Annotated in this window: 18 protein-coding genes; 14 read left to right on the top strand and 4 right to left on the bottom strand. The window is 64.4% G+C overall.

Annotated elements, in window-relative coordinates; all coding sequences use genetic code 11:
• Positions 1–12: 12 nt before the first annotated feature.
• Positions 13–906 (bottom strand): LysR family transcriptional regulator, encoded by an 894-nt coding sequence (locus AB3L03_RS07580; protein ID WP_204513906.1) that lies wholly within the window; start codon positions 904–906, stop codon positions 13–15.
• A gap of 100 nt (positions 907–1,006) precedes the next feature.
• Here AB3L03_RS07580 and AB3L03_RS07575 point away from each other — a divergent pair, with 100 nt between their 5' ends.
• Positions 1,007–1,876, top strand: coding sequence for an SDR family oxidoreductase (locus tag AB3L03_RS07575; RefSeq protein WP_204510581.1), 870 nt, complete (start codon positions 1,007–1,009; stop codon positions 1,874–1,876).
• 42 nt (positions 1,877–1,918) lie between these two features.
• Positions 1,919–2,593 carry an NAD(P)-dependent oxidoreductase gene (locus tag AB3L03_RS07570; RefSeq protein WP_204510582.1) on the top strand — a complete coding sequence of 225 codons (675 nt, stop codon included), beginning with the start codon at positions 1,919–1,921 and terminating at the stop codon, positions 2,591–2,593.
• Positions 2,594–2,616: 23 nt separating this feature from the next.
• Here AB3L03_RS07570 and AB3L03_RS07565 read toward each other — a convergent pair whose 3' ends face one another.
• Positions 2,617–4,353, bottom strand: coding sequence for a bifunctional protein-serine/threonine kinase/phosphatase (locus AB3L03_RS07565; protein ID WP_204513907.1), 1,737 nt, complete (start codon positions 4,351–4,353; stop codon positions 2,617–2,619).
• Between the two features lie 55 nt (positions 4,354–4,408).
• Positions 4,409–5,248, bottom strand: coding sequence for a formate/nitrite transporter family protein (locus tag AB3L03_RS07560; protein ID WP_018457093.1), 840 nt, complete (start codon positions 5,246–5,248; stop codon positions 4,409–4,411).
• A 674-nt stretch (positions 5,249–5,922) separates the two neighbouring features.
• Between AB3L03_RS07560 and AB3L03_RS07555 the strand changes: the two genes are divergently transcribed.
• The 11 genes from AB3L03_RS07555 (at position 5,923) to AB3L03_RS07505 (ending at position 19,507) form a co-directional block, all read left to right on the top strand.
• Entirely contained in the window at positions 5,923–7,242 is a 1,320-nt protein-coding gene (locus AB3L03_RS07555) for a CmpA/NrtA family ABC transporter substrate-binding protein (RefSeq protein ID WP_085362268.1), read from the top strand.
• Positions 7,243–7,302: 60 nt separating this feature from the next.
• Positions 7,303–8,199: a nitrate ABC transporter permease gene (gene ntrB, locus AB3L03_RS07550; RefSeq protein ID WP_085352122.1), complete on the top strand. Its 897-nt coding sequence runs from the start codon at positions 7,303–7,305 to the stop codon at positions 8,197–8,199.
• Positions 8,200–8,211: 12 nt separating this feature from the next.
• Entirely contained in the window at positions 8,212–9,006 is a 795-nt protein-coding gene (locus tag AB3L03_RS07545) for an ABC transporter ATP-binding protein (protein WP_085362269.1), read from the top strand.
• 338 nt (positions 9,007–9,344) lie between these two features.
• Positions 9,345–10,724 carry an MFS transporter gene (locus tag AB3L03_RS07540; RefSeq protein WP_204510584.1) on the top strand — a complete coding sequence of 460 codons (1,380 nt, stop codon included), beginning with the start codon at positions 9,345–9,347 and terminating at the stop codon, positions 10,722–10,724.
• Positions 10,725–10,843: 119 nt separating this feature from the next.
• Positions 10,844–11,272 carry a globin family protein gene (locus AB3L03_RS07535; protein WP_026233298.1) on the top strand — a complete coding sequence of 143 codons (429 nt, stop codon included), beginning with the start codon at positions 10,844–10,846 and terminating at the stop codon, positions 11,270–11,272.
• A 43-nt stretch (positions 11,273–11,315) separates the two neighbouring features.
• Positions 11,316–12,500, top strand: a complete 1,185-nt coding sequence (locus AB3L03_RS07530) for an NAD(P)/FAD-dependent oxidoreductase (RefSeq protein ID WP_231190911.1) — start codon at positions 11,316–11,318, stop codon at positions 12,498–12,500.
• Positions 12,501–12,515: 15 nt separating this feature from the next.
• Positions 12,516–15,221, top strand: coding sequence for a nitrate reductase (locus AB3L03_RS07525; protein ID WP_204510585.1), 2,706 nt, complete (start codon positions 12,516–12,518; stop codon positions 15,219–15,221).
• Positions 15,222–15,453: 232 nt separating this feature from the next.
• Positions 15,454–16,356: an SMP-30/gluconolactonase/LRE family protein gene (locus tag AB3L03_RS07520; protein WP_085352126.1), complete on the top strand. Its 903-nt coding sequence runs from the start codon at positions 15,454–15,456 to the stop codon at positions 16,354–16,356.
• A 45-nt stretch (positions 16,357–16,401) separates the two neighbouring features.
• Positions 16,402–17,241: an aldo/keto reductase gene (locus tag AB3L03_RS07515; protein ID WP_085352127.1), complete on the top strand. Its 840-nt coding sequence runs from the start codon at positions 16,402–16,404 to the stop codon at positions 17,239–17,241.
• Between the two features lie 185 nt (positions 17,242–17,426).
• Complete coding sequence (locus AB3L03_RS07510) at positions 17,427–18,368, top strand: DMT family transporter (RefSeq protein WP_018457082.1); 942 nt, start codon at positions 17,427–17,429, stop codon at positions 18,366–18,368.
• Between the two features lie 59 nt (positions 18,369–18,427).
• Positions 18,428–19,507 (top strand): zinc-binding dehydrogenase, encoded by a 1,080-nt coding sequence (locus tag AB3L03_RS07505; RefSeq protein ID WP_085352129.1) that lies wholly within the window; start codon positions 18,428–18,430, stop codon positions 19,505–19,507.
• 4 nt (positions 19,508–19,511) lie between these two features.
• Here the strand turns inward: AB3L03_RS07505 and AB3L03_RS07500 are convergent, their stop codons facing one another.
• Positions 19,512–19,973 carry an Lrp/AsnC family transcriptional regulator gene (locus AB3L03_RS07500; protein WP_014497003.1) on the bottom strand — a complete coding sequence of 154 codons (462 nt, stop codon included), beginning with the start codon at positions 19,971–19,973 and terminating at the stop codon, positions 19,512–19,514.
• 133 nt (positions 19,974–20,106) lie between these two features.
• Here AB3L03_RS07500 and AB3L03_RS07495 point away from each other — a divergent pair, with 133 nt between their 5' ends.
• Positions 20,107–22,470: a transketolase gene (locus tag AB3L03_RS07495; protein ID WP_085352130.1), complete on the top strand. Its 2,364-nt coding sequence runs from the start codon at positions 20,107–20,109 to the stop codon at positions 22,468–22,470.
• Positions 22,471–22,587: the final 117 nt, after the last annotated feature.

The raw sequence follows: 22,587 nt of genomic DNA, 5'->3' as shown, positions 1-22,587 counted from the left end.
CGCGCCGCCCGCTCATCTCCCGATAAACGCCGCCAGCTCGTCAGGCGTCCCCATCGGAAAGGCTTCTTTCATGAAGTCGAGGAAGGCGGAGACGCGCGCGCTCAACAGCCGGCGCGATGGATAGAGCGTCCACAACGCGATCTCCGGTCCGTCGATGTCGCCCCAATGCACCAGCGTGCCGGCAGCCAGGTCGTGACTGACCAGTGATACCGGAAGGCGTGCGGCGCCGACGCCCGCCCGGACCGCGTCGCGAACCATGACGAGCGATGACAGGCGCAGGACCGGATCAATCGCGATGCGCGACCTTCCACTGGGCATCGTGACTTCCCAGCTTGTCAGCTGGTCGCCCGCTCCGCGCATGACAGCCGGCACAGCGATGCCGTCCCTCGGTCGTTTCAGGTCCGGGCTTGCCACGACCACCAGCCGATCGCGCAGAAAGATTCGTCCGACAAGGCTGTCATCCGGATCGGGATTGACCCGAATGACGAGGTCATACCCTTCCTCCACCATGTCGACGGAGCGATCTTCCGTCGTGACCTCAAGACGGATCTCCGGATATCTGAGCGCGAACCCAGCCGCGAGGTTTCCCATTGCAGTCTGCGAGAACAGCAAGGGCGCGCTGATCCGCAAGCGCCCCCGCGGCCTGTCCCCACCCGAGGCGATCGCTGTCGCCGTCTCATCGAGCTCGGTGAGCAAGGCCCCCGTTCGCTCGTAAAGGGCGCGTCCTTCCTGTGTGAGTTTCAGGGTGCGCGCCCCGCGCTCGAACAGGCGCAGGTCGAGGGCAGCTTCCAGCTCGGCGACCCGCCGGGACAGGGTGGCTTTCGGGCGTCCGGTGGCGCGTGCGGCCCGTCCGAAGCCGCCGTGCCGGGCGACGAGATTGAAGTCGGTCAGTGCGAGCAGGTACATCGTTCCACCAGTGAGACAGTCCGTCCAAATATAGCGGCTATCGGTTCGTTTGTGGATCGCTAATTTCCGGGTGTCTTCTGACCAACCCGGAGTGATCTCCATGACCATCCTCGTTACCGGTGCAACCGGCACCGTCGGCCGCCACGTCGTCGAACAGCTCGCCAAACGCGGCGCCGATGTCCGTGCTCTCGCCCGCGATCCAGCCAAGGCAAACCTCCCGGCAGGCGTCACCGTCGTGCAGGGCGACCTGCTCGACGTCGACTCGATCCGCAGCGCGTTCAAGGGCGTCTCGACCCTGTTCCTGCTCAACGCAGTGGTGCCGGATGAATTCACGCAAGCGCTGATCGCGCTCAACGTCGCCCGCGAGGCTGGCGTCGAGCGGGTCGTGTACCTCTCGGTGATCCACAGCGATCGCTACGTGAACGTCCCGCACTTTGCCGGCAAGTTCGGCGTCGAGCGGATGATCGAGCAGATGGGCTTCAACGCCACCATCCTGCGCCCGGCGTACTTCATGAACAACGACGTCACGATCAAGGACGTGGTGACCGGATATGGCATCTATCCGATGCCGATCGGGAGCAGGGGACTCGCCATGATCCATGCGCGCGACATCGGTGAGATCGCGGCCCTCGAGCTGATCCGTCGTGAGCGCGCTGCAACACCGCTTCCGCTCACGCGCATCAATCTTGTCGGTCCCGATACGCTGACCGGCGCGAAAGCCGCCGCCGCCTGGTCGGAGGTGCTGGGTCGCACGATCGCCTATCCCGGTGACGATACCGCCGGCTTCGAGAAGAATCTCCGGCAGTTCATGCCGAGCTGGATGGCCTACGACATGCGGCTGATGAGCGAGCGTTTCCTCACCGAGGGAATGGTCCCCGAAGCCGGCGACGTCGAGCGTCTGACCGCGTTGTTGGGCCGTCCCCTGCGCTCCTATCGCGACTTCGTCTCCGAAATCGCGGCCTCTGCCTGACGGCATGGGCACGTCCCCATCACGACAACGAGGACTCCCATCATGACCTCTTCAATCGCCACTGTTCCGGCGGATCCGCAAGGTGCGACGAAGATATTGGTGCTTGGAGCGACCGGTGCCACCGGTCGCCTGATCGTCAACCAGGCGGTGGCGCGAGGCTACGACGTCACCGTGCTGGTGCGTTCCGCCGAGAAGGCACGTGACATCACGGGGGCGAAGCTTATCGTCGGAGACGCCCGCGATGAAACAGCCCTGCGCGCAGCCCTCAAAGGCCGTGAGGCCGTGGTCAGTGCGCTGGGTACACCGGTAAGCCCGTTCCGCGAGGTGACGCTTCTCTCGACCGGGACGCGCGCGCTCGTGAGCGCGATGAAGGCCGAGCAGGTCTCGCGGCTCGTTTGCATCACGGGAATGGGCGCCGGCGACAGTGCCGGGCACGGCGGCTTTGTCGCCGACAATGTGATCTTTCCGCTTCTCCTGAAGAAGGTGTACACCGACAAGGACCGGCAGGAAGCAATCGTCAAAGACAGCGGGCTGGACTGGGTCCTGGTTCGCCCCTCGATCCTGAACAACAAGCCCGGCCGCGGCTCGGTCCGGGCCCTGACGGATCTTTCGGGCTTCCATGGCGGTAGCATCGCGCGCGAAGACGTTGCGACATTCGTGCTGGATCAAGTGCGCGCCGATACCTGGCTGCATCGGTCTCCGCTGATCACGTGGTGATGCTTTGCGTGGCGACACCCGGATCAGCGCGCGTGCAACATCGCAAGCAGGACCACGACGACGCAGGCGAGCGCCGCCGTGGTCAATTTCCAGAACATCAGCGGGCTGCGCTCCAAGAGCGGCGTGATCCGCGTGTCGAGATAGGCCGGATTGGGTGTGCGAAGCTCGAAGACGAATTCGGACAGATCCTCGTGCCGCTTGTAGGGATCCGGATGCAGCGCACGTCTGAGCGCGCCGTCGACCCAGGCGGGCACGTTGCTGTCGTCATCGGCCGGGCGGTATTTGAGCCTCCGCACGTCCGCCTTGCGCCGGATCCTGGCGATTTGAGTGCCGTAGGGAAGCTTTCCCGTCAGCATCTGGTAACAGATCACGGCGAGCGAAAACATGTCGGAGCGCGGCGAGCCGCCTTGCCCAAGAAAATATTCCGGCGCCGTGTACTGGACCGTTCCCAGAATTTCGTCGGCCTCGTCCTGAGGGGTGGCCTCCGCGACGCCTGCCACCCTGACCGATCCGAAGTCAATGATCTTCGCGGTGCCGGTCTTGTCGATCAGGATGTTGTCGGGCCTCAAGTCCTGATGCAGCATCTCCATGCGGTGGAAGGCGCGCAGGCCCGCGGCGATCTGCTCGACCAGTCCGCGGACGGTTTCGAGATCGGGACGTGGATTGTCCGTCATCCATTGCCGCAAAGTCTGACCTTCGACGAATTCGGTCGCGACGTAGAGGTAGCTGCGCCGTTTCGACTGTGACAACGGCTTGAGCACGTGCGGGCTGTCGATCCGGCGCGCGATCCACTCCTCCATCAGGAAGCGCTTGAGGTATGCGGCATTGTCGCGCAAATCGATCGACGGGAGCTTCAGCGCGACCGGCTCCTCGGTCACCGCGTCGACGGCAAGGTAGATGTGGCTGCGGCTGCTGGCGTGGATTTCGCGGACGATCCTGTAGCCGTCGAAGACGGCCCGCGGCTCCGGCAGCGGGGGAAGCGGCAGCTGGGAGGTCTGGTTGAAGATGCCGGCCGGCTCGCGCTGCGGCACTGCATCGATGCGGAGGATCTGGACTGTGATGTTGTCGTCGCTGCCGCGCCGGTAGGCTTCCTCGACGATCGCCTTCGCCGCTCCGTCGAGCTCGGCTGCATGCTCGCTGAGCGCACTCGTGACAAAACGCGCGTCGACGAATTCATAGGCGCCGTCGGTCGCCAGCAGGAACGTGTCGCCAGTCTCGATCTCGAAACTCTGGTAGTCGATCTCGAGCTGCGGATTGATCCCGAGCGCACGGCCGAGATAGGTCTGCTCCGAGGACACGATGATCCGGTGATCGTCGGTCAGCTGTTCGAGCGCCTTGCCGGCCACGCGGTAGACGCGACAGTCGCCGACGTGGAAGATGTGCGCGGTGGTCGCCTTGATGACCATGGCGCTCAGCGTGCAGACATAACCCTTGTCACGGTCATAGGCATATTGGCTCTTGCGCGTCTGCGCGTGGAGCCAGGAATTGGTCGCGTCCAGCACGCGGCGGGCGGAGGTCTTCACCGTCCAGGATTCCGACGTGCAATAATAGTCCATCAGGAAGCTCTTGACCGCCGACTCGCTGGCGATCTGGCTCACCGTGCTGCTGGAGATGCCGTCGGCGAGGACGGCTGCAATGCCCTTCAGGCTGAGCATCGGCTCGTCCGGAACGAGGACGCCGTGAAAATCCTGGTTGATGGGCTTGCGACCCTTGTCGGAATGCTGGCCGACCGAGATCTGAAGTCCGCGAGTCATCGTCATCACCGGCAAAGGGGAGCCTCACCCTGATCGGGCGAGGCTCTCCTGTCGAGACGTATCAGGCCGCGACGCGGGGCGACGTGGCCTTGCCGGCCTGGCGCTTCGGCTTGGTCATGACGTGCGTGGCGTAGAGGGTCATGCCGGTGAAGGCGAGGCCGCCGACGAGGTTGCCGAGCACCGTCGGGATCTCGTTCCAGATCAGGTAATCCATGATCGAGAATTTTGCGTGCAGCATCAGGCCCGACGGGAACAGGAACATGTTCACGACGGAATGCTCGAACACCATGTAGAAGAACACCAGGATCGGCATCCACATCGCGATGACCTTGCCGGGGACCGAGGTCGAGATCATGGCGCCGACCACGCCGGTCGAGACCATCCAGTTGCAAAGCATGCCGCGCAGGAACAGCGTCGCCATGCCGGCCGCGCCATGCGCAGCGTAGCCCAGCGTTCGGCCTTCGCCGATATTGCCGATCGCGGTGCCGATCTTATCGGGGTCCTGCGTGAAGCCGAAGGTCGTGACGAAAGCCATCATGAAGGCCACGGTGAAGGCGCCGGCGAAGTTGCCGACGAAGACGAGGCCCCAGTTGCGCAAGACGCCACCGATGGTGACGCCGGGGCGCTTGTCGATCAGCGCGAGCGGGGAGAGCACGAACACGCCGGTCAGGAGGTCGAAGCCCAGCAGATACAGCATGACGAAGCCGACCGGGAACAGCAGCGCGCCGATCAGCGGCTGCCCCGTGTTCACGTTGATCGTGACGGCGAACCATGCCGCGAGCGCCAGGATGGCGCCGGCCATGTAGGCGCGGATGATGGTATCCCGGGTGGACATGAAGACTTTGGACTCGCCCGCATCCACCATCTTGGTGACGAATTCCGAAGGCGCGAGATACGACATCGATGGTTCCTTTTGCTTCCTAAGAAAGAGATCTCGCCCTCCTGCGAGAGCGATTGAACGTCACTGCCCGTGCGGGCTGACCTGCCGCGCACGAGGCGATGGAGAGTTGGAAGCCTTTGGGATTGCGTCACGACGACCGAGCCGAGGAGGGCCGCGAAGCAGTTGAGCTTCCGGGATGCAGCCGCCAGCGCCTGCATCAATGCGGCAAAGCCGCAGTCTTCATTGACGTAAATGGAGAAGCAAGTTGCGTGCCGTGTGCTGGGCTCATAAAAAGCAAGCAACATCAATCTGGTAGAGCTTTGGCTGCCCCGGCTTTTGCGCTTGATGCGGCCTTTTGCTTGAGCTGCTGCACAACTGTTGTGCGCCGCACAATTATTGGGCAAGCCGCAAATTTCGCGAGCGGAACGGGCCTGCGACAGACTGGCGCGCTGCCTGTAGCATACTGATCTTTCGAGATTTTCTACGTTGCGGCGCTTGGCACGAAGCTTGAATAGTTCCAGGCCGACGCCATTGAAGCCGTCCCGCGAGACTTCTCATCCGAATTGCCGACGCCACCAGACGGGGGTCCCCCCGTCGCGCGTTCGCATGCGCTGCTTCAGGCGTCGCCGGACGGACGGGCTGCTCGTGTGCACTGACGCAATCATTCTGCAACGACGCAAAGGACGATACCGCCTATGACCAAGCGCACCCGCCGGCCGTCGGACACTGGCCTCAGCCGCCGTCAATTGTTGAAGGCCGCCGGCTCGACCGCCGCACTCCTGGCCGCCGTAAAACTGAATTTCCCCGCTGGCGCCTTCGCGCAGGACGCCGGCCCCGAGGTCAAGGGTGCCAAGCTCGGCTTCATCGCGCTGAGCGATGCCGGCCCCTTGTTCGTGGCCAAGGACAAGGGCCTGTTCGCCAAATACGGCATGCCCGACACCGACGTGCAGAAGCAAGCCTCCTGGGGCACCACGCGGGACAATCTCGTGCTCGGCTCCGAAGGCAACGGCATCGACGGGGCGCATATCCTGACCCCGATGCCGTATCTGATCTCGGCCGGCAAGGTGACGCAGAACAATCAGCCAACGCCGATGTACATCCTGGCGCGGCTCAATCTCGACAGCCAGTGCATCTCCGTCGCCAACGAATATGCCGACCTGAAGCTCGGCGTCGACGCCACGCCCTTCAAGGCGGCGCTGGAGAAGAAGAGGGCCTCGGGCAAGGCCGTGAAGGCCGCGATGACCTTCCCCGGCGGCACGCATGACCTCTGGATCCGTTACTGGCTCGCCGCCGGCGGGATCGATCCCGACAAGGACATCGAGACCATCGTGGTGCCGCCGCCGCAGATGGTGGCCAACATGAAGGTCGGCACCATGGATTGCTTCTGCGTCGGCGAGCCCTGGAATCTGCAATTGATCCATCAGAACATCGGCTACACCGCCATCAACACCGGCGAACTCTGGAACAAGCATCCGGAAAAATCCTTCGGCATGCGCGCCGCCTTCGTCGATAAATATCCAAAGGCCTCGAAGGCGCTGCTGATGGCAGTGATGGAAGCGCAGCAATGGTCGGACAAGGCCGAGAACAAGGCCGAGCTTGCCGCCATCATGGGCAAGCGGCAGTGGATGAACTGCCCCGTCGAAGACGTGCTCGACCGCACCGCTGGCAAGTTCGACTACGGCATCCCGGGCAAGGTGGTCGAGAACTCCCCGCACATCATGAAGTATTGGCGCGACTTCGCCTCCTATCCGTTCCAGAGCCACGACCTCTGGTTCCTCACGGAGGACATCCGCTGGGGCAAGTACGAGGCGAATTTCGACACCAAGGCGCTGATCGCCAAGGTCAACCGCGAGGACATGTGGCGCGATGCGGCCAAGACGCTCGGCGTCGCAAGTGCGGAGATCCCGGCCTCTACGTCGCGCGGCAAGGAGACCTTCTTCGACGGCAAGGTGTTCGATCCGGAAAATCCCGCTGCCTATCTGAAGTCGCTCGCGATCAAGCGCGTCGAAGTCTGATGGAGCCAGCGGCCGCCTCCGGGCGGCCGCATCGTCTTTTGCAGCCGGAGAGATATTGCGATGAACATGCCCGCCACGAAGATCGAGGTTGAGACCGCGAAGCCCGCGAGCGCTGCCGCACCGGTCGTCGCGATGACACCGAAGCGGCCGCCGCGCTCGGAGACTTACGCGCGGATGGCGCGGGAGACCGCCGTGCGCGTCATCCCGCCGCTCGTCGTGGTCGCGTTGCTCATGCTGATATGGGAGCTGGTCTGCCGTCGCGCCGGCTCGGCGCTGCCGCCGCCGTCAAAAGTCTTCAAGGACACCAAGGAGCTGATCCTCGATCCGTTCTTCGACCATGGCGGCATCGACAAGGGTCTGTTCTGGCATCTCTCCGCCAGTCTCCAGCGCGTTGCCCTCGGCTATTCGCTCTCCGCCATCGCCGGCATCGCGCTCGGCGTCCTGGTCGGCCAGTCGGTCTGGGCCATGCGCGGGCTCGATCCGCTGTTCCAGGTCTTGCGCACGATCCCACCGCTGGCCTGGCTGCCGCTTTCGCTCGCGGCCTTCCGTGACGGCCAGCCGTCGGCGATCTTCGTCATCTTCATTACCTCGGTCTGGCCGATCATCATCAACACCGCGGTCGGCATCCGCAACATTCCGCAGGACTATCGCAACGTCGCCGCAGTGGTGCAGCTCAACCCGCTCGAGTTCTTTGCCAAGATCATGATCCCTGCCGCCGCGCCCTACATCTTCACGGGACTTCGCATCGGAATCGGCCTGTCATGGCTCGCGATCGTCGCCGCGGAAATGCTGATCGGCGGCGTCGGCATCGGCTTCTTCATCTGGGACGCCTGGAACTCCTCGCATATCAGCGAAATCATCCTGGCGCTGTTCTATGTCGGCATCATCGGCTTCGTGCTCGACCGCCTGATCGCGGGCGCCGGCAAGATCGTCACCCGCGGCACCGCGCTGAACTAAAAGGGGAAGCACATGACCGCTTATCTGAAGCTCGACCATATCGACAAGATTTTCACCCGCGGCGCAGCCTCCACGGAGGTGCTGAAGGATATCAATCTCACCATCGACAAGGGCGAATACGTCTCGATCATCGGCCATTCCGGTTGCGGCAAGTCGACCCTGCTCAACATCATCGCAGGCCTGACCAACGCCACCATGGGCGGCGTGCTGCTCGAGAACCGCGAGGTGAACTCGCCGGGACCGGATCGCGCGGTGGTGTTCCAGAACCACAGCCTGTTGCCATGGCTGACCGTGTACGAGAACGTCCGGCTCGGCGTCGACAAGGTCTTCGCCAAGACCAAGAAACGCGCCGAACGCGACGCCTGGGTCATGCACAATCTCAACCTCGTGCAGATGGCCCATGCCAAGGACAAGCGGCCCTCGGAAATCTCCGGCGGCATGAAGCAACGCGTCGGCATTGCCCGCGCGCTTGCCATGGAGCCGAAAGTATTGCTGCTCGACGAGCCTTTCGGCGCGCTCGACGCACTGACCCGCGCGCATTTGCAGGATTCGGTGATGGCGCTGCATCAGAAGCTCGGCAACACCATTCTGATGATCACCCACGACGTCGACGAGGCGGTGCTGCTGTCCGATCGCATCGTCATGATGACGAATGGGCCGAGCGCGCGCATCGGCGAGGTGCTGGAGGTGCCGCTGGCGCGGCCGCGCAAGCGGCTCGAACTCGCGACCAACGTCACTTACCTGAAGTGCCGGCAGCGCGTGCTCGAATTCCTCTATGAGCGTCATCGCTTCGTCGAAGCCGCGTAGGCGCGTCACCAACAGGTGCTCACGCAACGCCTAATTTTGAATCATCAAGCTCAATCCTTGTGCGGCGCACAGGGATTGAGCGAATCGCAAAATTTGCGTGCGAAATAGTGCTGCAAGAATTTGGGGCACGACGAACAAGCTCCTGAATTTCCTGCGTTTCCGGAATGCGCGCAGTTGGCACGGAAATTGAAACACCGACCGCGACGCCAACGACGACGTCCCTCAACATCATCAATCAGCATCGTGAACTCGCCACCGGGGCTTGGCCTCGGCGCGCGCCTCCGTGGCCGGAGGCTGAGCCTGCAACGACGCAGCGGTGAGGCAAGAAGGGATACTCAATGACGAAGAATCCAACCTGGATTTCAGACTGGCGCCCCGAAGATGAGGCGTTCTGGAATGCGACTGGCAAGACTATCGCGCGACGCAACCTGATCTGGTCGATCGTGGCCGAACATATCGGCTTCTCGGTCTGGCTGATCTGGAGCATCGTCACCACCAAGCTGCCGCAGGCGGGCTTCCACTACACCACCGACCAGCTGTTCCAGCTCGTCGCGGTGCCCGGGCTGATCGGCGCGTTGATGCGCTTTCCCTACACCTTCGCGGTGACGACCTTCGGCGGGCGCAACTGGACCATCTTCAGCGCGGCGATCTTGCTCATTCCGACGCTTTCGCTGGCCTATTTCGTCGGCCAGCCCGACACGCCGTTCTGGCTGATGCTGCTGATTGCCTCGACCGCCGGTCTCGGCGGCGGCAATTTTGCTTCCAGCATGACGAACATCTCGTTCTTCTTCCCCGACCGGATGAAGGGGTGGGCGCTCGGACTGAATGCGGCCGGCGGCAATATCGGCGTCTCCAGCGTGCAGCTCCTGACCCCGATCCTGATGACGGTCGCCGTCATCAACCTGTTCCAGGCATCGCCCGTCGACGGCGTCTTCCTCCAGAACGCCGGCCTGATGTGGGTGCTGCCGATCGCGATCGCGGTGTTCGGCGCAGTGTTCTTCATGAACAACCTGACCACGGCCAAGTCGTCGATCAAGAACCAGCTCGCCGTGGTCAGGCGCAAGCACACCTGGATCATGGCGTATCTCTATATCGGCACGTTCGGCTCCTTCATCGGCTACTCGGCTGCATTTCCGCTGTTGATCAAGACCCAGTTCCCGCAAGTCACCATTGCGATCGCGTTCCTGGGGCCGCTGGTCGGCTCGCTGTCGCGGCCGCTCGGCGGCTGGCTTGCCGACAGGATCGGCGGCTCGGTGATCACGTTCTGGAATTTCATCGTGATGGCAGGCGCGACGATCGGCGTGCTCTACTTCGTCGGGCACAAGGATTTCATCGGCTTTCTGTCGATGTTCCTGGTCCTGTTCGTGACGACGGGCATCGGCAACGGCTCGACCTACCGCATGATCCCCTCGATCTTCCGCGAGCAGAACTTGTTCAGGGTGCGCGGCAAGGGCGATGCGGAGCGCGCGGTCGCCTTGAAGACGGCGAGCATCGAGAGCGGTGCTGCGGTCGGCTTCATCGGCGCGGTCGGCGCCGTTGGCGGCTATCTGATCCCGACCGGGTTCGGCAAGTCGATCGCGCTGACCGGCGGGCCGCAGCTCGCGCTCGCGATCTATCTCGGCTTCTACGCCTCCTGCCTCGCGCTGACCTGGTGGTTCTATCTGCGTCGCAGCCCGCAGGGCGAAGGCGCGTCAAGCCTCGCCGGCGCGCGTGTCTAATACTTGGTACGAATCTCGCTTCTCCCCATACGCGGGGAGAAGCATTGCCCGACAGTTTGACAATGAACCTGGTTCGCAATGGCGCGCACCAAGGCAAACCCAACAGGCAGGAGAACATCATGACGCCGGAACAGATCACCCTCGTGCAGCAGAGCTTTGCCAAGGTCGCGCCGATTTCCGCGCAGGCCGCGGTGCTGTTCTACGATCGCCTGTTCGAGGTGGCGCCATCCGTGCGCGCGATGTTCCCCGAGGACATGACCGAGCAGCGCAAGAAGCTGATGGGCATGCTCGCCGCCGTCGTCGGCGGTCTGTCGAATCTGGACTCGATTCTTCCGGCGGCCTCCGCGCTTGCGAAGCGTCACGTCGGCTACGGCGCCAAGGCCGAGCACTACCCCGTGGTCGGCGCGACCTTGCTGTGGACCCTGGAGAAGGGCCTTGGCGAGGCCTGGACGCCCGAACTCGCTACCGCCTGGACCGACGCCTACGGCGTGTTGTCCGGCTACATGATGTCCGAGGCCTACGGCGCACAGTCGCAGGCCGCTGAATAGGAGATGCGTTGTGAGTGAACCGCTGGTCATTGTCGGAAACGGTATGGCGGCCGCGCGTCTGGTCGACGAGCTCGCCAAGACCGCACTCGGCCGCTACGCGGTCGCCGTCATCGGCGAAGAGCCGCGGCTCGCTTACAACCGTGTTCTGCTCTCCTCCGTGCTGGCCGGCGAGACCGGCTCGCACGAGATCGAGCTCCGACCCGCCGACTGGTGGCGCCATCGCGGTGTCACGGTGCGCTACGGCTATCGGGTCACCGAGATCGACACCGGCCGACGCGAGCTCAAGATCGAAGGCGAAGAGAGCATGGAATATTCCAAGCTCGTGCTCGCCGTCGGCTCGACGCCGCTACGGCTCAACGTGCCCGGCGCCGATCTCGCCGGCGTGCACACCTTTCGCGATACCCGCGACGTCGACCTGCTGCTGACGCTCGCGGCCGCCAGGAAGCGCGTCGTCGTGGTCGGCGGTGGTCTGCTCGGACTCGAAGCGGCCTACGGCCTCGCCAAGGCCGGAGCGCCGGTGACGCTGCTGCACCTGATGGACCGGCTGATGGAGCGCCAGCTCGATGCCTCCGCCGCGGACCTGCTCAAGACACTGGTCGAGCGCAAGGGCATTCGTATCCTGCTCAATGCATCCACAGCGCGCATCCACGGCGAAGGTCATGTCCAAGCGGTCGAGCTTGCCGACGGCAGCCGCATCGAGGCCGATGCGGTGATCTTCGCCGCCGGCATCAGGCCCAACATTGCGCTCGCAAAGGACGCCGGCATCGCAGTCAACCGCGGCATCGTCGTCAACGACGAGATGCAGACGGCGTCACCCGATATCTACGCGCTTGGCGAATGCGCCGAGCATCGCGGCACCTGCTACGGCCTCGTCGAGCCTGCCTACGAGCAGGCGCGCGTGCTGGCGCGGCATCTCGCGGGCCGTCCCGCGGCCTATCAGGGCAGCGTGGTCTCGACCAATCTGAAGGTGTCGGGCGTCAGCGTATTCTCCGCGGGCGACTTCATGGGCGGGGAGGGCAGCGAGAGCCTCGTGCTGTCAGACCGCAGGCGCGGCACCTACAAGAAGCTCGTCATCTCCGACGGCCGGCTCACCGGCGCGGTGCTGATCGGCGATACCGTCGATGCGCTCTGGTATCTCGAGCTGATCCGCAATCGTGACAAGGTGGCGGCGATCCGCACCGACATGATGTTCGGCCGCGCGCTCGCGCGTCCCTCCAAAGCGGCTTGATTGAGGCGGCTCGATATGACGGCGATCGATCCCACGCTCCGCGCTACCAAAACGACCTGTCCGTATTGCGGCGTCGGCTGCGGCGTGCTGGCGACGCCAGACGGCAAGGGCGGCGCGGCGATCGCGGGCGATCCCGATCATCCTGCCAATTTCGGCCGGCTGTGCTCCAAGGGCTCGGCGCTCGGCGAGACGGTCGGGCTCGAAAGCCGGCTGCTCTATCCGATGATCCGCTGCAAGGGCGTGCTCGAACGCGTCGCCTGGAGCGATGCGCTCGATCACGTCGCCCACCGCATGCAGCACATCGTCGCGCGCGACGGCGCCGACGCGGTCGCATTCTATCTCTCGGGCCAGCTGCTGACCGAGGACTATTACGTCGCCAACAAGCTGATGAAGGGCTTTGTCGGCACTGCGAACGTCGACACCAATTCGCGGCTCTGCATGTCGTCATCGGTCGCCGGTCACCGCCGCGCCTTCGGCGCCGACACCGTGCCCGGCTGCTACGAGGATCTCGACCAGGCCGATCTTCTGGTGTTCGTCGGCTCGAATGCCGCCTGGTGCCATCCCGTGCTGTTCCAGCGCATGCTGAAGAACCGGCAGGAGCGCGGCGCGCGCATGATCGTGATCGATCCGCGCCGCACCGACACCGCGACCGACGTCGATCTGTTCCTCGGCCTCAAGCCCGGCACCGACACGGCGTTGTTCTCCGGCCTGTTCGTTCACCTCGCCGACAATGGTGCCCTGGATCAGGACTACATCGGGCAAAACACGTCGGGCTTTGACGACGCGCTGGCGCGCGCACGCAGCATCGCCGGCAGCATCACCGCGACCGCACTGGCGACCGGCCTCTCCGAGCAGGACGTTGCCACCTTCTTCAAGATGTTCCGTGACACGCCCCGCGTCGTCACGCTGTACTCGCAGGGTGTCAATCAGTCGGCGCAGGGCACCGACAAGGTCAACGCGATCCTGAACTGCCATCTCGCCACGGGGCGCATCGGCAAGCCCGGTGCGTCGCCGTTCTCGCTCACCGGCCAGCCCAACGCGATGGGCGGCCGCGAGGTCGGCGGCCTCGCCAACCAGCTCGCCGCACACATGAACTTCACGCCGCCGGACATCGATCGCGTGCGGCGGTTCTGGAAGGCGCCGCGTATCGCGACCCATGAAGGGTTGAAGGCGGTGCAGCTGTTCGAAGCCATCAACCGCGGCGAGGTCAAGGCGCTGTGGGTGATGGGCACCAACCCCGCGGTGTCGCTGCCCGACGCGGACTTCGTGCGCGAGGCGCTGAAGAAGCTCGAGCTGTTCGTGGTCTCCGAGAACGTGCTCTCCAACGACACGGTCGATGCCGGGCCGCACGTGCTGCTGCCCGCGCTGGCCTGGGGCGAGAAGTCGGGCACCGTGACCAATTCCGAGCGCCGGATCTCGCGCCAGCGTTCGTTCCTGCCGGCGCCCGGCGAGGCGCGGCCGGACTGGTGGATCCTGAGCGAAACCGCAAAACGCCTCGGCTTCGGCGACAGTTTTAATTACAAATCCGCAGCCGACATCTTTCGCGAGCACGCCGCGCTCTCGGCGTTCGAGAACGATGGCAGCCGCGACTTCGATATCGGCGCGCTGACCTCGCTGTCCGACGAGGGCTTCGACGCGTTGAAGCCCGTGCAGTGGCCCGCGCGCGAAGGCCAGGCGCCCGGCGAGCGCTTCTTCGCGGCCGGCGGGTTCTTCACCAATGACGGCAAGGGCCGCTTCGTCGCGCCGGAGGTGCCGGCGCTGCGCGGCGAGACCGGGCCGTCGCGGCCGCTGCGGCTCAACACCGGGCGCATCCGCGACCAGTGGCACACCATGACGCGCACGGGCCTCAGCCAGCGGCTCGGCGCGCATCTGCCCGAGCCGTTCGTCGAGATTCATCCCGATGACGCCGGCAGATACAACGTCGTTCATGACGGCTATGCCCGCATCACCACTGACTACGGCCAGTGCACCCTCAAGGTCGTCGTCAGCGACCGCCAGCAGCGCGGCACGCTGTTCGCGCCGATCCACTGGAGTGCGATGAACGCCTCGCACGGTCGCGTCGGGGCGCTGGTCGCACCGTTCACCGATCCGTTCTCGGGGCAGCCGGAGTCGAAGGCGACACCGGCGGCGATTTCGCCTTATGAATACGTCTTCCGCGGCTTTGCGTTGTCGCGCAAGCAGCTGGAGCTGCCGCCGAACCTGATGTGGACCCGCGTCACTGTTACCGGCGGCTTCGGCTACCTCTTCGCCGACAATGCGGACCTGTCGCGCTGGCCGGCCTGGCTCGGTGGCGTTGCCGGCGAGGACGTCGCCGACTATCGCGACCTCGGCGGCGGCGTTTATCGCGCGGCCTCGTTTGCCGGCGACCGCATCGAAACCTGCCTGTTCGTCGGCCCCGCGCATGATGCCGGGGACTGGGAGGTGGTGAAGAGCCTGTTCGTGGCCGACCACGTCACCGATGAGCAGCGGCGCATGCTGCTGTCCGGCAAGTCGAGCGAGGGCGCGGCTTCGACCGGTCCTGTCGTCTGTGCCTGCTTCGGCGTCGGCCGCGGCACCATCTGCGACACCATCGCCGCAGGCGCGCGCACAGCCGCCGAGATCGGCGCAAAGCTCAAGGCCGGCACCAATTGCGGCTCCTGCATCCCCGAGCTGAAGCGCCTGATCGCGACGACCGAAATTGCGCCGGCGAAGCATGCCAAGCACGCGGGCGCGGCGGGGTAGGGGCGACTTTCTCGGTCGTCGCGCATACTCCGCCGTCATCGCCCGGCTTGACCGGGCGATCCAGTACGCCGAGACGCCTGTGATCAAGCGCTAAGGCCACTGCGTACTGGATTCCCTGCTTTCGCGGGGAATGACAGCGAGGGCGGGGCGCTATGCTTCGGCCCAATCGACGCACGCCTCATTGTGCCCTATGGTGCCGCGCTCTCGCCCTCAACACGCAAAAACAACAATGATGTACCTGGAAACGCCGCCGCGCCTGATCGAGACCAGGCTCTTTTCCGCCATGCCCGACAAATTCCGCCGCAAGGGCGAGCGCACCGATTGGGCCGATGCCAACCGGCCCGGTGTGCCGACGGATTCCTTCATCGAAGGGCCGTCGTTCGACAAGGATGCCAATCTCTACATCGTCGACATTCCCTTCGGCCGCATCTTCCGCATTGCGCCTGACGGCGAGTGGTCGCTGGCGATTGAATATGAGGGCTGGCCGAACGGGCTGAAGATCGCGGCCGACGGCCGCATCCTGGTCGCCGACTACAGGCACGGCATCATGGAGTTCGACGCCAGGGCAGGGCGCATTGCGCCGGTGCTGACCTCGCGCAACTCGGAGTCTTTCCGGGGCTGCAACGATCTGCATCTCGCGTCCAACGGCGACATCTATTTCACCGACCAGGGACAGACCGGCCTGCATGACCCCAGCGGCCGCGTCTATCGCCTGACGCAAAGCGGCCGGCTCGATTGCCTGATCGACACTGGTATCAGCCCGAATGGCCTGGTGCTCGATCCAACCGAGACCGTGCTGTTCGTCGCAATGACGCGCGACAACGCGGTGTGGCGGCTGCCGTTCATGAAGGACGGCAGCGTGTCGAAGGTTGGCCGCTTCTGCTCGCTGTTCGGCACCAGTGGCCCTGATGGCATGACAATGGATGCCAAGGGCCGCCTGTTCGTCGGTCACGCCTCACTCGGCCATGTCTTCGTGTTCGCGCCCAACGGCGAATTGATTGCGCGGGTGAAATCGTGTGCAGGGCCGAACTGCACCAATGTCGCGATTGGTGGCGCGAAGAAGGATCGGCTCTACATCACGGAGTCCGCAACCGGTAGCGTATTGGTCGCTGACATCGGCGGATTGAACTCTTGAGCGCGACGGCGGTTGCCTCAGCGAACGAGTGGTATCGGAGCAAATATGAACACGAAACCCTTCGGCAAAACGGGTGCCAGCGTCTCCGTCATCGGGCAGGGCACCTGGTATCTCGACCATGGCGATCGCAAGCGCGCGATCGCGGCGCTTCAGCGCGGGCTCGATCTAGGCATGACCCACATCGATACCGCCGAGATGTATGGCGATGCCGAACTCGTCATTGCGGATGCGATCGCGGGCCGACGCGACGAGGTTTTCTTGGTGTCAAAGGTGCTGCCGAGCAACGCCTCGCGCCGCGGAACCATCACTGCCTGTGAGCGCTCGCTGAAGCGGCTGAAAACCGATCGGCTCGACTGCTATCTGCTGCATTGGCGCGGCTCGTATCCGCTGGAGGACACCGTCGCCGCATTCGAGGAACTGGTGAAGGCCGGCAAGATCAAATCCTGGGGCGTCTCCAATTTCGATGCCGATGATCTCGACGAGATCCTCGACGCCGCCGGCGAACACCGCATCGCCTGCAATCAGGTGCTCTATCATCTGAAGGAACGCGCGATCGAGCACGCGGTGATCCCGTGGTGCGAACGGCATGGTGTCGCTGTGGTCGCCTATTCGCCATTCGGCCACGATGATTTCCCTGCGAGCAACAGCAAGGGCGGCGCGGTGCTGGCGCGCATCGCGGAGGCGCGTCGCGCGACGCCGCGCCAGGTCGCACTGAGCTTCCTCACCCGTGCAACTACGGTGTTCGCGATCCCGAAGGCGTCGTCCGCGGAACATGCCGGCGACAATGCTGCGGCCGGCGATCTGGTGCTGACGAAATACGAGATCGCGGCGCTCGATGCGGCGTTTCCGCGCGGTCCGAAGCCGCGCGGCCTGCCCATGCTGTAGTGCACAAACGCCCGTTATTAATGGAGTCTTGACGTGCGCGGACGTGAGCGCATATCGGCATCCTGTTTTCGGAAGTTGTGAAAGCGGCGCAATTATCGTTTTTTACGATCATTCCCGATTCGCATTCCTAGGTTCCAGCCGTGACCCCGCCGCCCGCCGCAGCCGCAAGGCTCGACAGTATTCCCATGCCCATGCCGGAAAAGAAGCCGCAGGCGCGACGGGCGCCGGCGCGCGTCGATCACCCGTTCAAAGGCATCGCGCTGGTGCTGCTGTCGACGATCTTTCTCGGCTGCTCCGATGTTACCGCGAAATATCTGTCGTCGAGCCTGCCGTCGATCGAGATCACCTGGATCCGCTTCGTGACGTTTGCGCTGATGTTCACGCCGGTGATGCTGCCGGGCTCGCCGCTCCATGCGATGCGCACCGAGCGCCTCGGCCTGCAGTTGATGCGCGGCGCGGCATTGCTCGGCTCTTCGCTGTTCTTCATCACCGGCCTGAGCTTCCTGCCGATCGCAGAAGCGTCCGCGACCGGCTTCGTCTCGCCGCTGTTCGTCACCGCGCTCTCGATCGTCTTCCTGAGCGAGAAGGTCGGCATGCGCCGTTGGATCGCGACCGCGATCGGCCTGACCGGCGTGCTGATCATCCTGCGCCCGGGCTCCAGCGCGTTTCACGCCGCCGCCTTCTTCCCGATCGTCTCGGCGTTCTGCTGGGCCGCGGCGCTGATCCTGACGCGCATGATGAGCGGGCGTGAAGCCGTCCTCACCACGATGGCCTATTCGGCGCTGACGGGCGTTGCGATCCTCTCCCTGATGGTACCGTTCGTCTGGGTCACGCCGACCTGGACGGCGATCGGGCTTGGCATCGTGATCGGCGTCGCCTCCACCGTCGGCCAGTGGATCATCGTGCTGGCCTATCGCTACGGCGATGCCTCGGTACTGGCGCCGTTCTCCTACACGCAGTTGCTGTGGGTGAGCATCCTCGGCTTCTTCCTGTTCGGCGAAGTGCCTGATGTCTGGACCGTCACCGGTGCGGCCTTCATCGTCGCCAGCGGCCTCTACATCGCCCATCGCGAGCGCATCCGCCGCGCCCAGCTCCTGATCCTGGAAGAGCGTTCCCCGAACCCCTGACGCAAGATCGCGCGTCCGCTTCGTGCTATCGACGGCTCCAACAAGACGGGAGGAGCCGGATGCGCGCTGCGATTTTCAGGAACGGTGAGATTGTCGTCGACCGGATGGCCGAGCCAAAGCCCGGCCCCGGCCAGGTGCTTGTCAAGACGCTCGCCTGCGGCATCTGCGGCTCCGATCTGCACGCGCGCCAGCACGCCCACCGCATGGTGGAGATGGCGCGAAAGACCGGCCGCAAGCCGATGGATCTCGCCCGCGACGTCGTGTTCGGCCACGAGTTCTGCTGCGAGATCGTCGACTTCGGCCCGGGGACCGTGCGCAAGCTCAAGTCGGGCACGCGCGTCTGCTCGCTGCCAGCCCTCGTAACGCCGCAGGGCATCGAAGGTATCGGTTACTCCAACGACAATATTGGCGGCTATGCCGAGGCGATGCTGCTGAGCGAAGCGCTGCTGCTCGAGGTGCCCAACGGTCTCGCGCCGGAGCATGCCGCGCTCACCGAACCGCTCGCGGTCGGCGTTCACGCCGTCGCCAAGGCCAACATCCGAGGCGGCGAAGTGCCGCTCGTGATCGGCTGCGGTCCGGTTGGGCTCGCGGTGATTGCGGCGCTAAAGCTCAAGGGCCTGCATCCGATCGTCGCGGCCGACTATTCGCCGGCGCGGCGCGCGCTTGCGGCAAAACTCGGCGCCGATGTCGTCGTGGATCCACGAGTGTCGCAGCCCTATGCCACCTGGGCCGAGCATGCGCAGATGTCCGATGCCGAAAAGGCGGCCCGGCCGCCGTTCCAGGCGATGCTGCCCGCGCTGAAGCCCGCGATCATCTTCGAATGCGTCGGCGTGCCCGGTCTGTTGCAGCAGGTCTTCGAAGGCGCGCCGCGCGATGCGAGGATCGTCGTGGTCGGTGTGTGCATGGAGACCGACAGGAGCGAGCCCATGCTCGGCATCATGAAAGAGCTCAACGTCCAGTATGTGCTCGGCTACACGCCGGACGAATTCGCGGCGTCACTGCGCCTGATCGCGGAGGGGCAGGTGGATGCGGCGGCAATGGTGACGGCGGAAGTCGGCATCGACGGTGTCGCAAAGGCTTTCGCAGATCTCGCCAACCCTGAGGCTCACACCAAGATCATCGTGCAGCCGTGGCGGTGATGCCTTACACCGGCAGCGCGATCGAATATTTCACCTGGCTGAGCGCAAAGCTGGACTCGATCGAGGCGATGCCGTCGAGCCGGGTCAGCTTGGTCTTCAGGAAAGTCTCGTAGGAGGCGAGGTCGGCGGCGACCACGCGCAAGAGATAGTCGCGATTGCCGGTCATCAGATAGCATTCCAGCACCTCGTCCCATTTCGAGATCGCGCGCGCGAAGCGGTTGAGGTCCTCCTCCTTCTGCCGGGCCAGCTTGATCGAGATGAAGACGCTGACATGCAGCCCCAGCGCCTTCTGGTCCACGGTCGCGATGTAGCGCGAGATGACGCCGCGTTCCTCGAGCAGCTTGACCCGGCGATGGCATGGCGACACCGACAGCCCGACCTTGTCGGCCAGTTCCTGCATGGTCAGGCGGCTGTCGTTCTGGAGCAGAGCGAGGATTTTTCGGTCAATGGCGTCGAGGTCGGGCATTGGGATGAACCTGTCGTTTTTGTCGGCTGATTGGTAAGCTATCCCAATATTGGCTGGTATTGCGCGAAAAATTGAGAAGTTTGGCGCTTCCTGCAGGGGTATCATCGGGCACCTGTTTTCCGGGAGCATTGCCATGCCCGTTGATACCGCCCGCCTCGACACCTTGACCGCGCTGGCCCGCAAGACGCTGTGGCTGTCGTCATGGACCATCCATCACGCCAACCACATCCGCCCGAATGCGGACGGCCTGAAAGTCGGGGGACATCAGGCCTCGTCGGCCTCGCTCGCCACCATCATGTCGGCGCTGTATTTCCACGTGCTGAAGCCCGAAGATCGCGTCGCGGTGAAGCCGCATGCGAGCCCGGTGTTCCACGCCATCCAGTATCTGTTCGGCCGGCAGAGCCGCGAGAAGCTGGAGAATTTTCGTGGCTTCAAGGGCGCGCAGTCCTATCCCTCGCGCACCAAGGACGTCGACGACGTCGATTTCTCCACCGGCTCGGTCGGCCTTGGCGTGGCGCAGACGCTGTTCGCCTCGCTGGTGCAGGACTACGTCAAGGCACATGGCTGGATGAAGGATCGCCGCGAAGGGCGGATGATCGCTCTGGTCGGCGATGCCGAGATGGACGAGGGCAACATCTTCGAGGCGCTGGCGGAGGGCTGGAAGCACGGCCTGCGCAACACCTGGTGGGTGGTCGACTACAACAGGCAGTCGCTCGACGCCGTCGTCCGCGAAGGCCTCTGGGAGAAGTTCGAGACCGTGTTCCGCAATTTCGGCTGGGACGTGGTGATCGTGAAATATGGCCGCCTGATGCGCGAGGCCTTTGCGGAAGCTGGCGGCGAGGCGCTGAAGCGCTGGATCGACAATTGTCCGAACGCACTCTACGCCGCATTGTGTTTTCAGGGCGGCGCGGCGTTCCGCAAGCATTTGCACGACGAGATCGGCGATCAGGGCCCCATCACCAAGCTGATCGACAGGCGCAGCGACGACGAGCTGCTGGCGCTGATGTCGAACCTCGGCGGCCATGACATGGCGAGCATGCTGGACGCCTTCGAATCCATCGACCACGACCGCCCGGTCTGCTTCATCGCCTACACCATCAAGGGCGTCGGCCTGCCGTTCCAGGGCCACAAGGACAATCATGCCGGCCTAATGACGGTCGCGCAGATGGAGAAATATCGCGACAGCCAGAACATCCGGCCCGGACACGAATGGGACAGATACGAGGGTCTCGCGCAAAGTGCCGCCGAGCTCGACGCCTTCCTCGCGGGCGTGCCGTTCAACCAGGACGGCCGCCGGCTCACCGCGCCTGTTATCGAGGTGCCGTCGCAGCTTGCCTTCAAGCCGGCGCCGCAGATGTCGACCCAGCAGGGTTTTGGGCTGGTGCTGAACGAGATCGCGCGCGGCGACAGCGAGCTCGCCAAGCGCATCGTGACGACATCGCCTGACGTCACCGTCTCGACCAATCTCGGTCCGTGGGTGAACCGGCGCGGCCTGTTTGCGCGCGGCGAGAAGGCGGACTTATTCCGCAGCGAGAAAATTCCATCCACCTTCAACTGGGACTTCTCGCCCAAGGGCCAGCATCTCGAACTCGGCATCGCCGAGATGAACCTGTTCATCATGCTCTCGGCGCTCGGCCTGTCGCACCAGATCAACGGCGAGCGGCTGCTGCCGGTCGGCACGCTCTACGATCCCTTCATCGAGCGCGGTCTCGATGCGCTGAACTATGCCTGTTACCAGGATGCGCGCTTCATGGTGGCGGCGACCCCCTCAGGTATCACGCTCGCGCCCGAAGGCGGCGCGCATCAGTCGATCGCAACCCCTTTGATCGGCATGGCGCAGGATGGCCTTGCCTCGTTCGAGCCGGCCTTTGTCGACGAGCTCGCCGTGATCATGGGGTGGGGCTTCAATCACATGCAGCGCGATCCGGGTGAGGGCGGCTCGGTCTATCTGCGGCTCTCGACGCGCTCGATCGAGCAGGCGCAGCGGATCATGACGCCCGAGCTTGCACAGGGCATCACCGACGGCGCGTATTGGTTGCGCAAGCCGGGGCCCAATGCCGAAGCCGTCATCGCCTATACCGGCGCCGTGGCGCCAGAAGCGATCGAAGCGACCGGCTTCATTGGCGAGAGCCGGCGCGACATCGGCCTGCTCGCGATCACGTCCGCGGATCGTCTGCATGCGGGATGGACGGCCGCACGGAAGTTGCGCCGTGATCGGCGCGGCGTGCAGCATCTCAGCCACATCGAAAAACTGCTCGCACCGCTGCCGCGCGACTGCGGCATCGTGACGGTGATCGACGGCCATCCGGCGGCGCTCGGCTGGCTCGGCAGCATCCGCGGCCATCGCGTCGAGGCGCTCGGCGTCGAGCAGTTCGGCCAGACCGGCACCATCGCAGACCTCTACCGCCACCACGGCATTGACGCCAACGCCATCATCGATGCGGCCGAAAGCCTCACCACCGGCGCGCCGGTGTTGCATCGGAAGATGGCGGTGTAGTTCTCCGTCGTGGTCCTGGCCCCCGTGCGCAATTGCGCACTGGGCCAGGACGACGGCAATCGAGACCTTGCCACCCCTCCGCCATCGGCTCATATAACCTCGGTCCGCCGCAATGCT

It is taken from the genome of Bradyrhizobium lupini (genome assembly GCF_040939785.1).
GTDB classification, from domain to species: Bacteria; Pseudomonadota; Alphaproteobacteria; order Rhizobiales; family Xanthobacteraceae; genus Bradyrhizobium; species Bradyrhizobium canariense_D.
The sequence above is the reverse complement of the archived record's forward strand: the minus strand, read 5'-3'. Positions and strand labels throughout refer to the sequence as shown.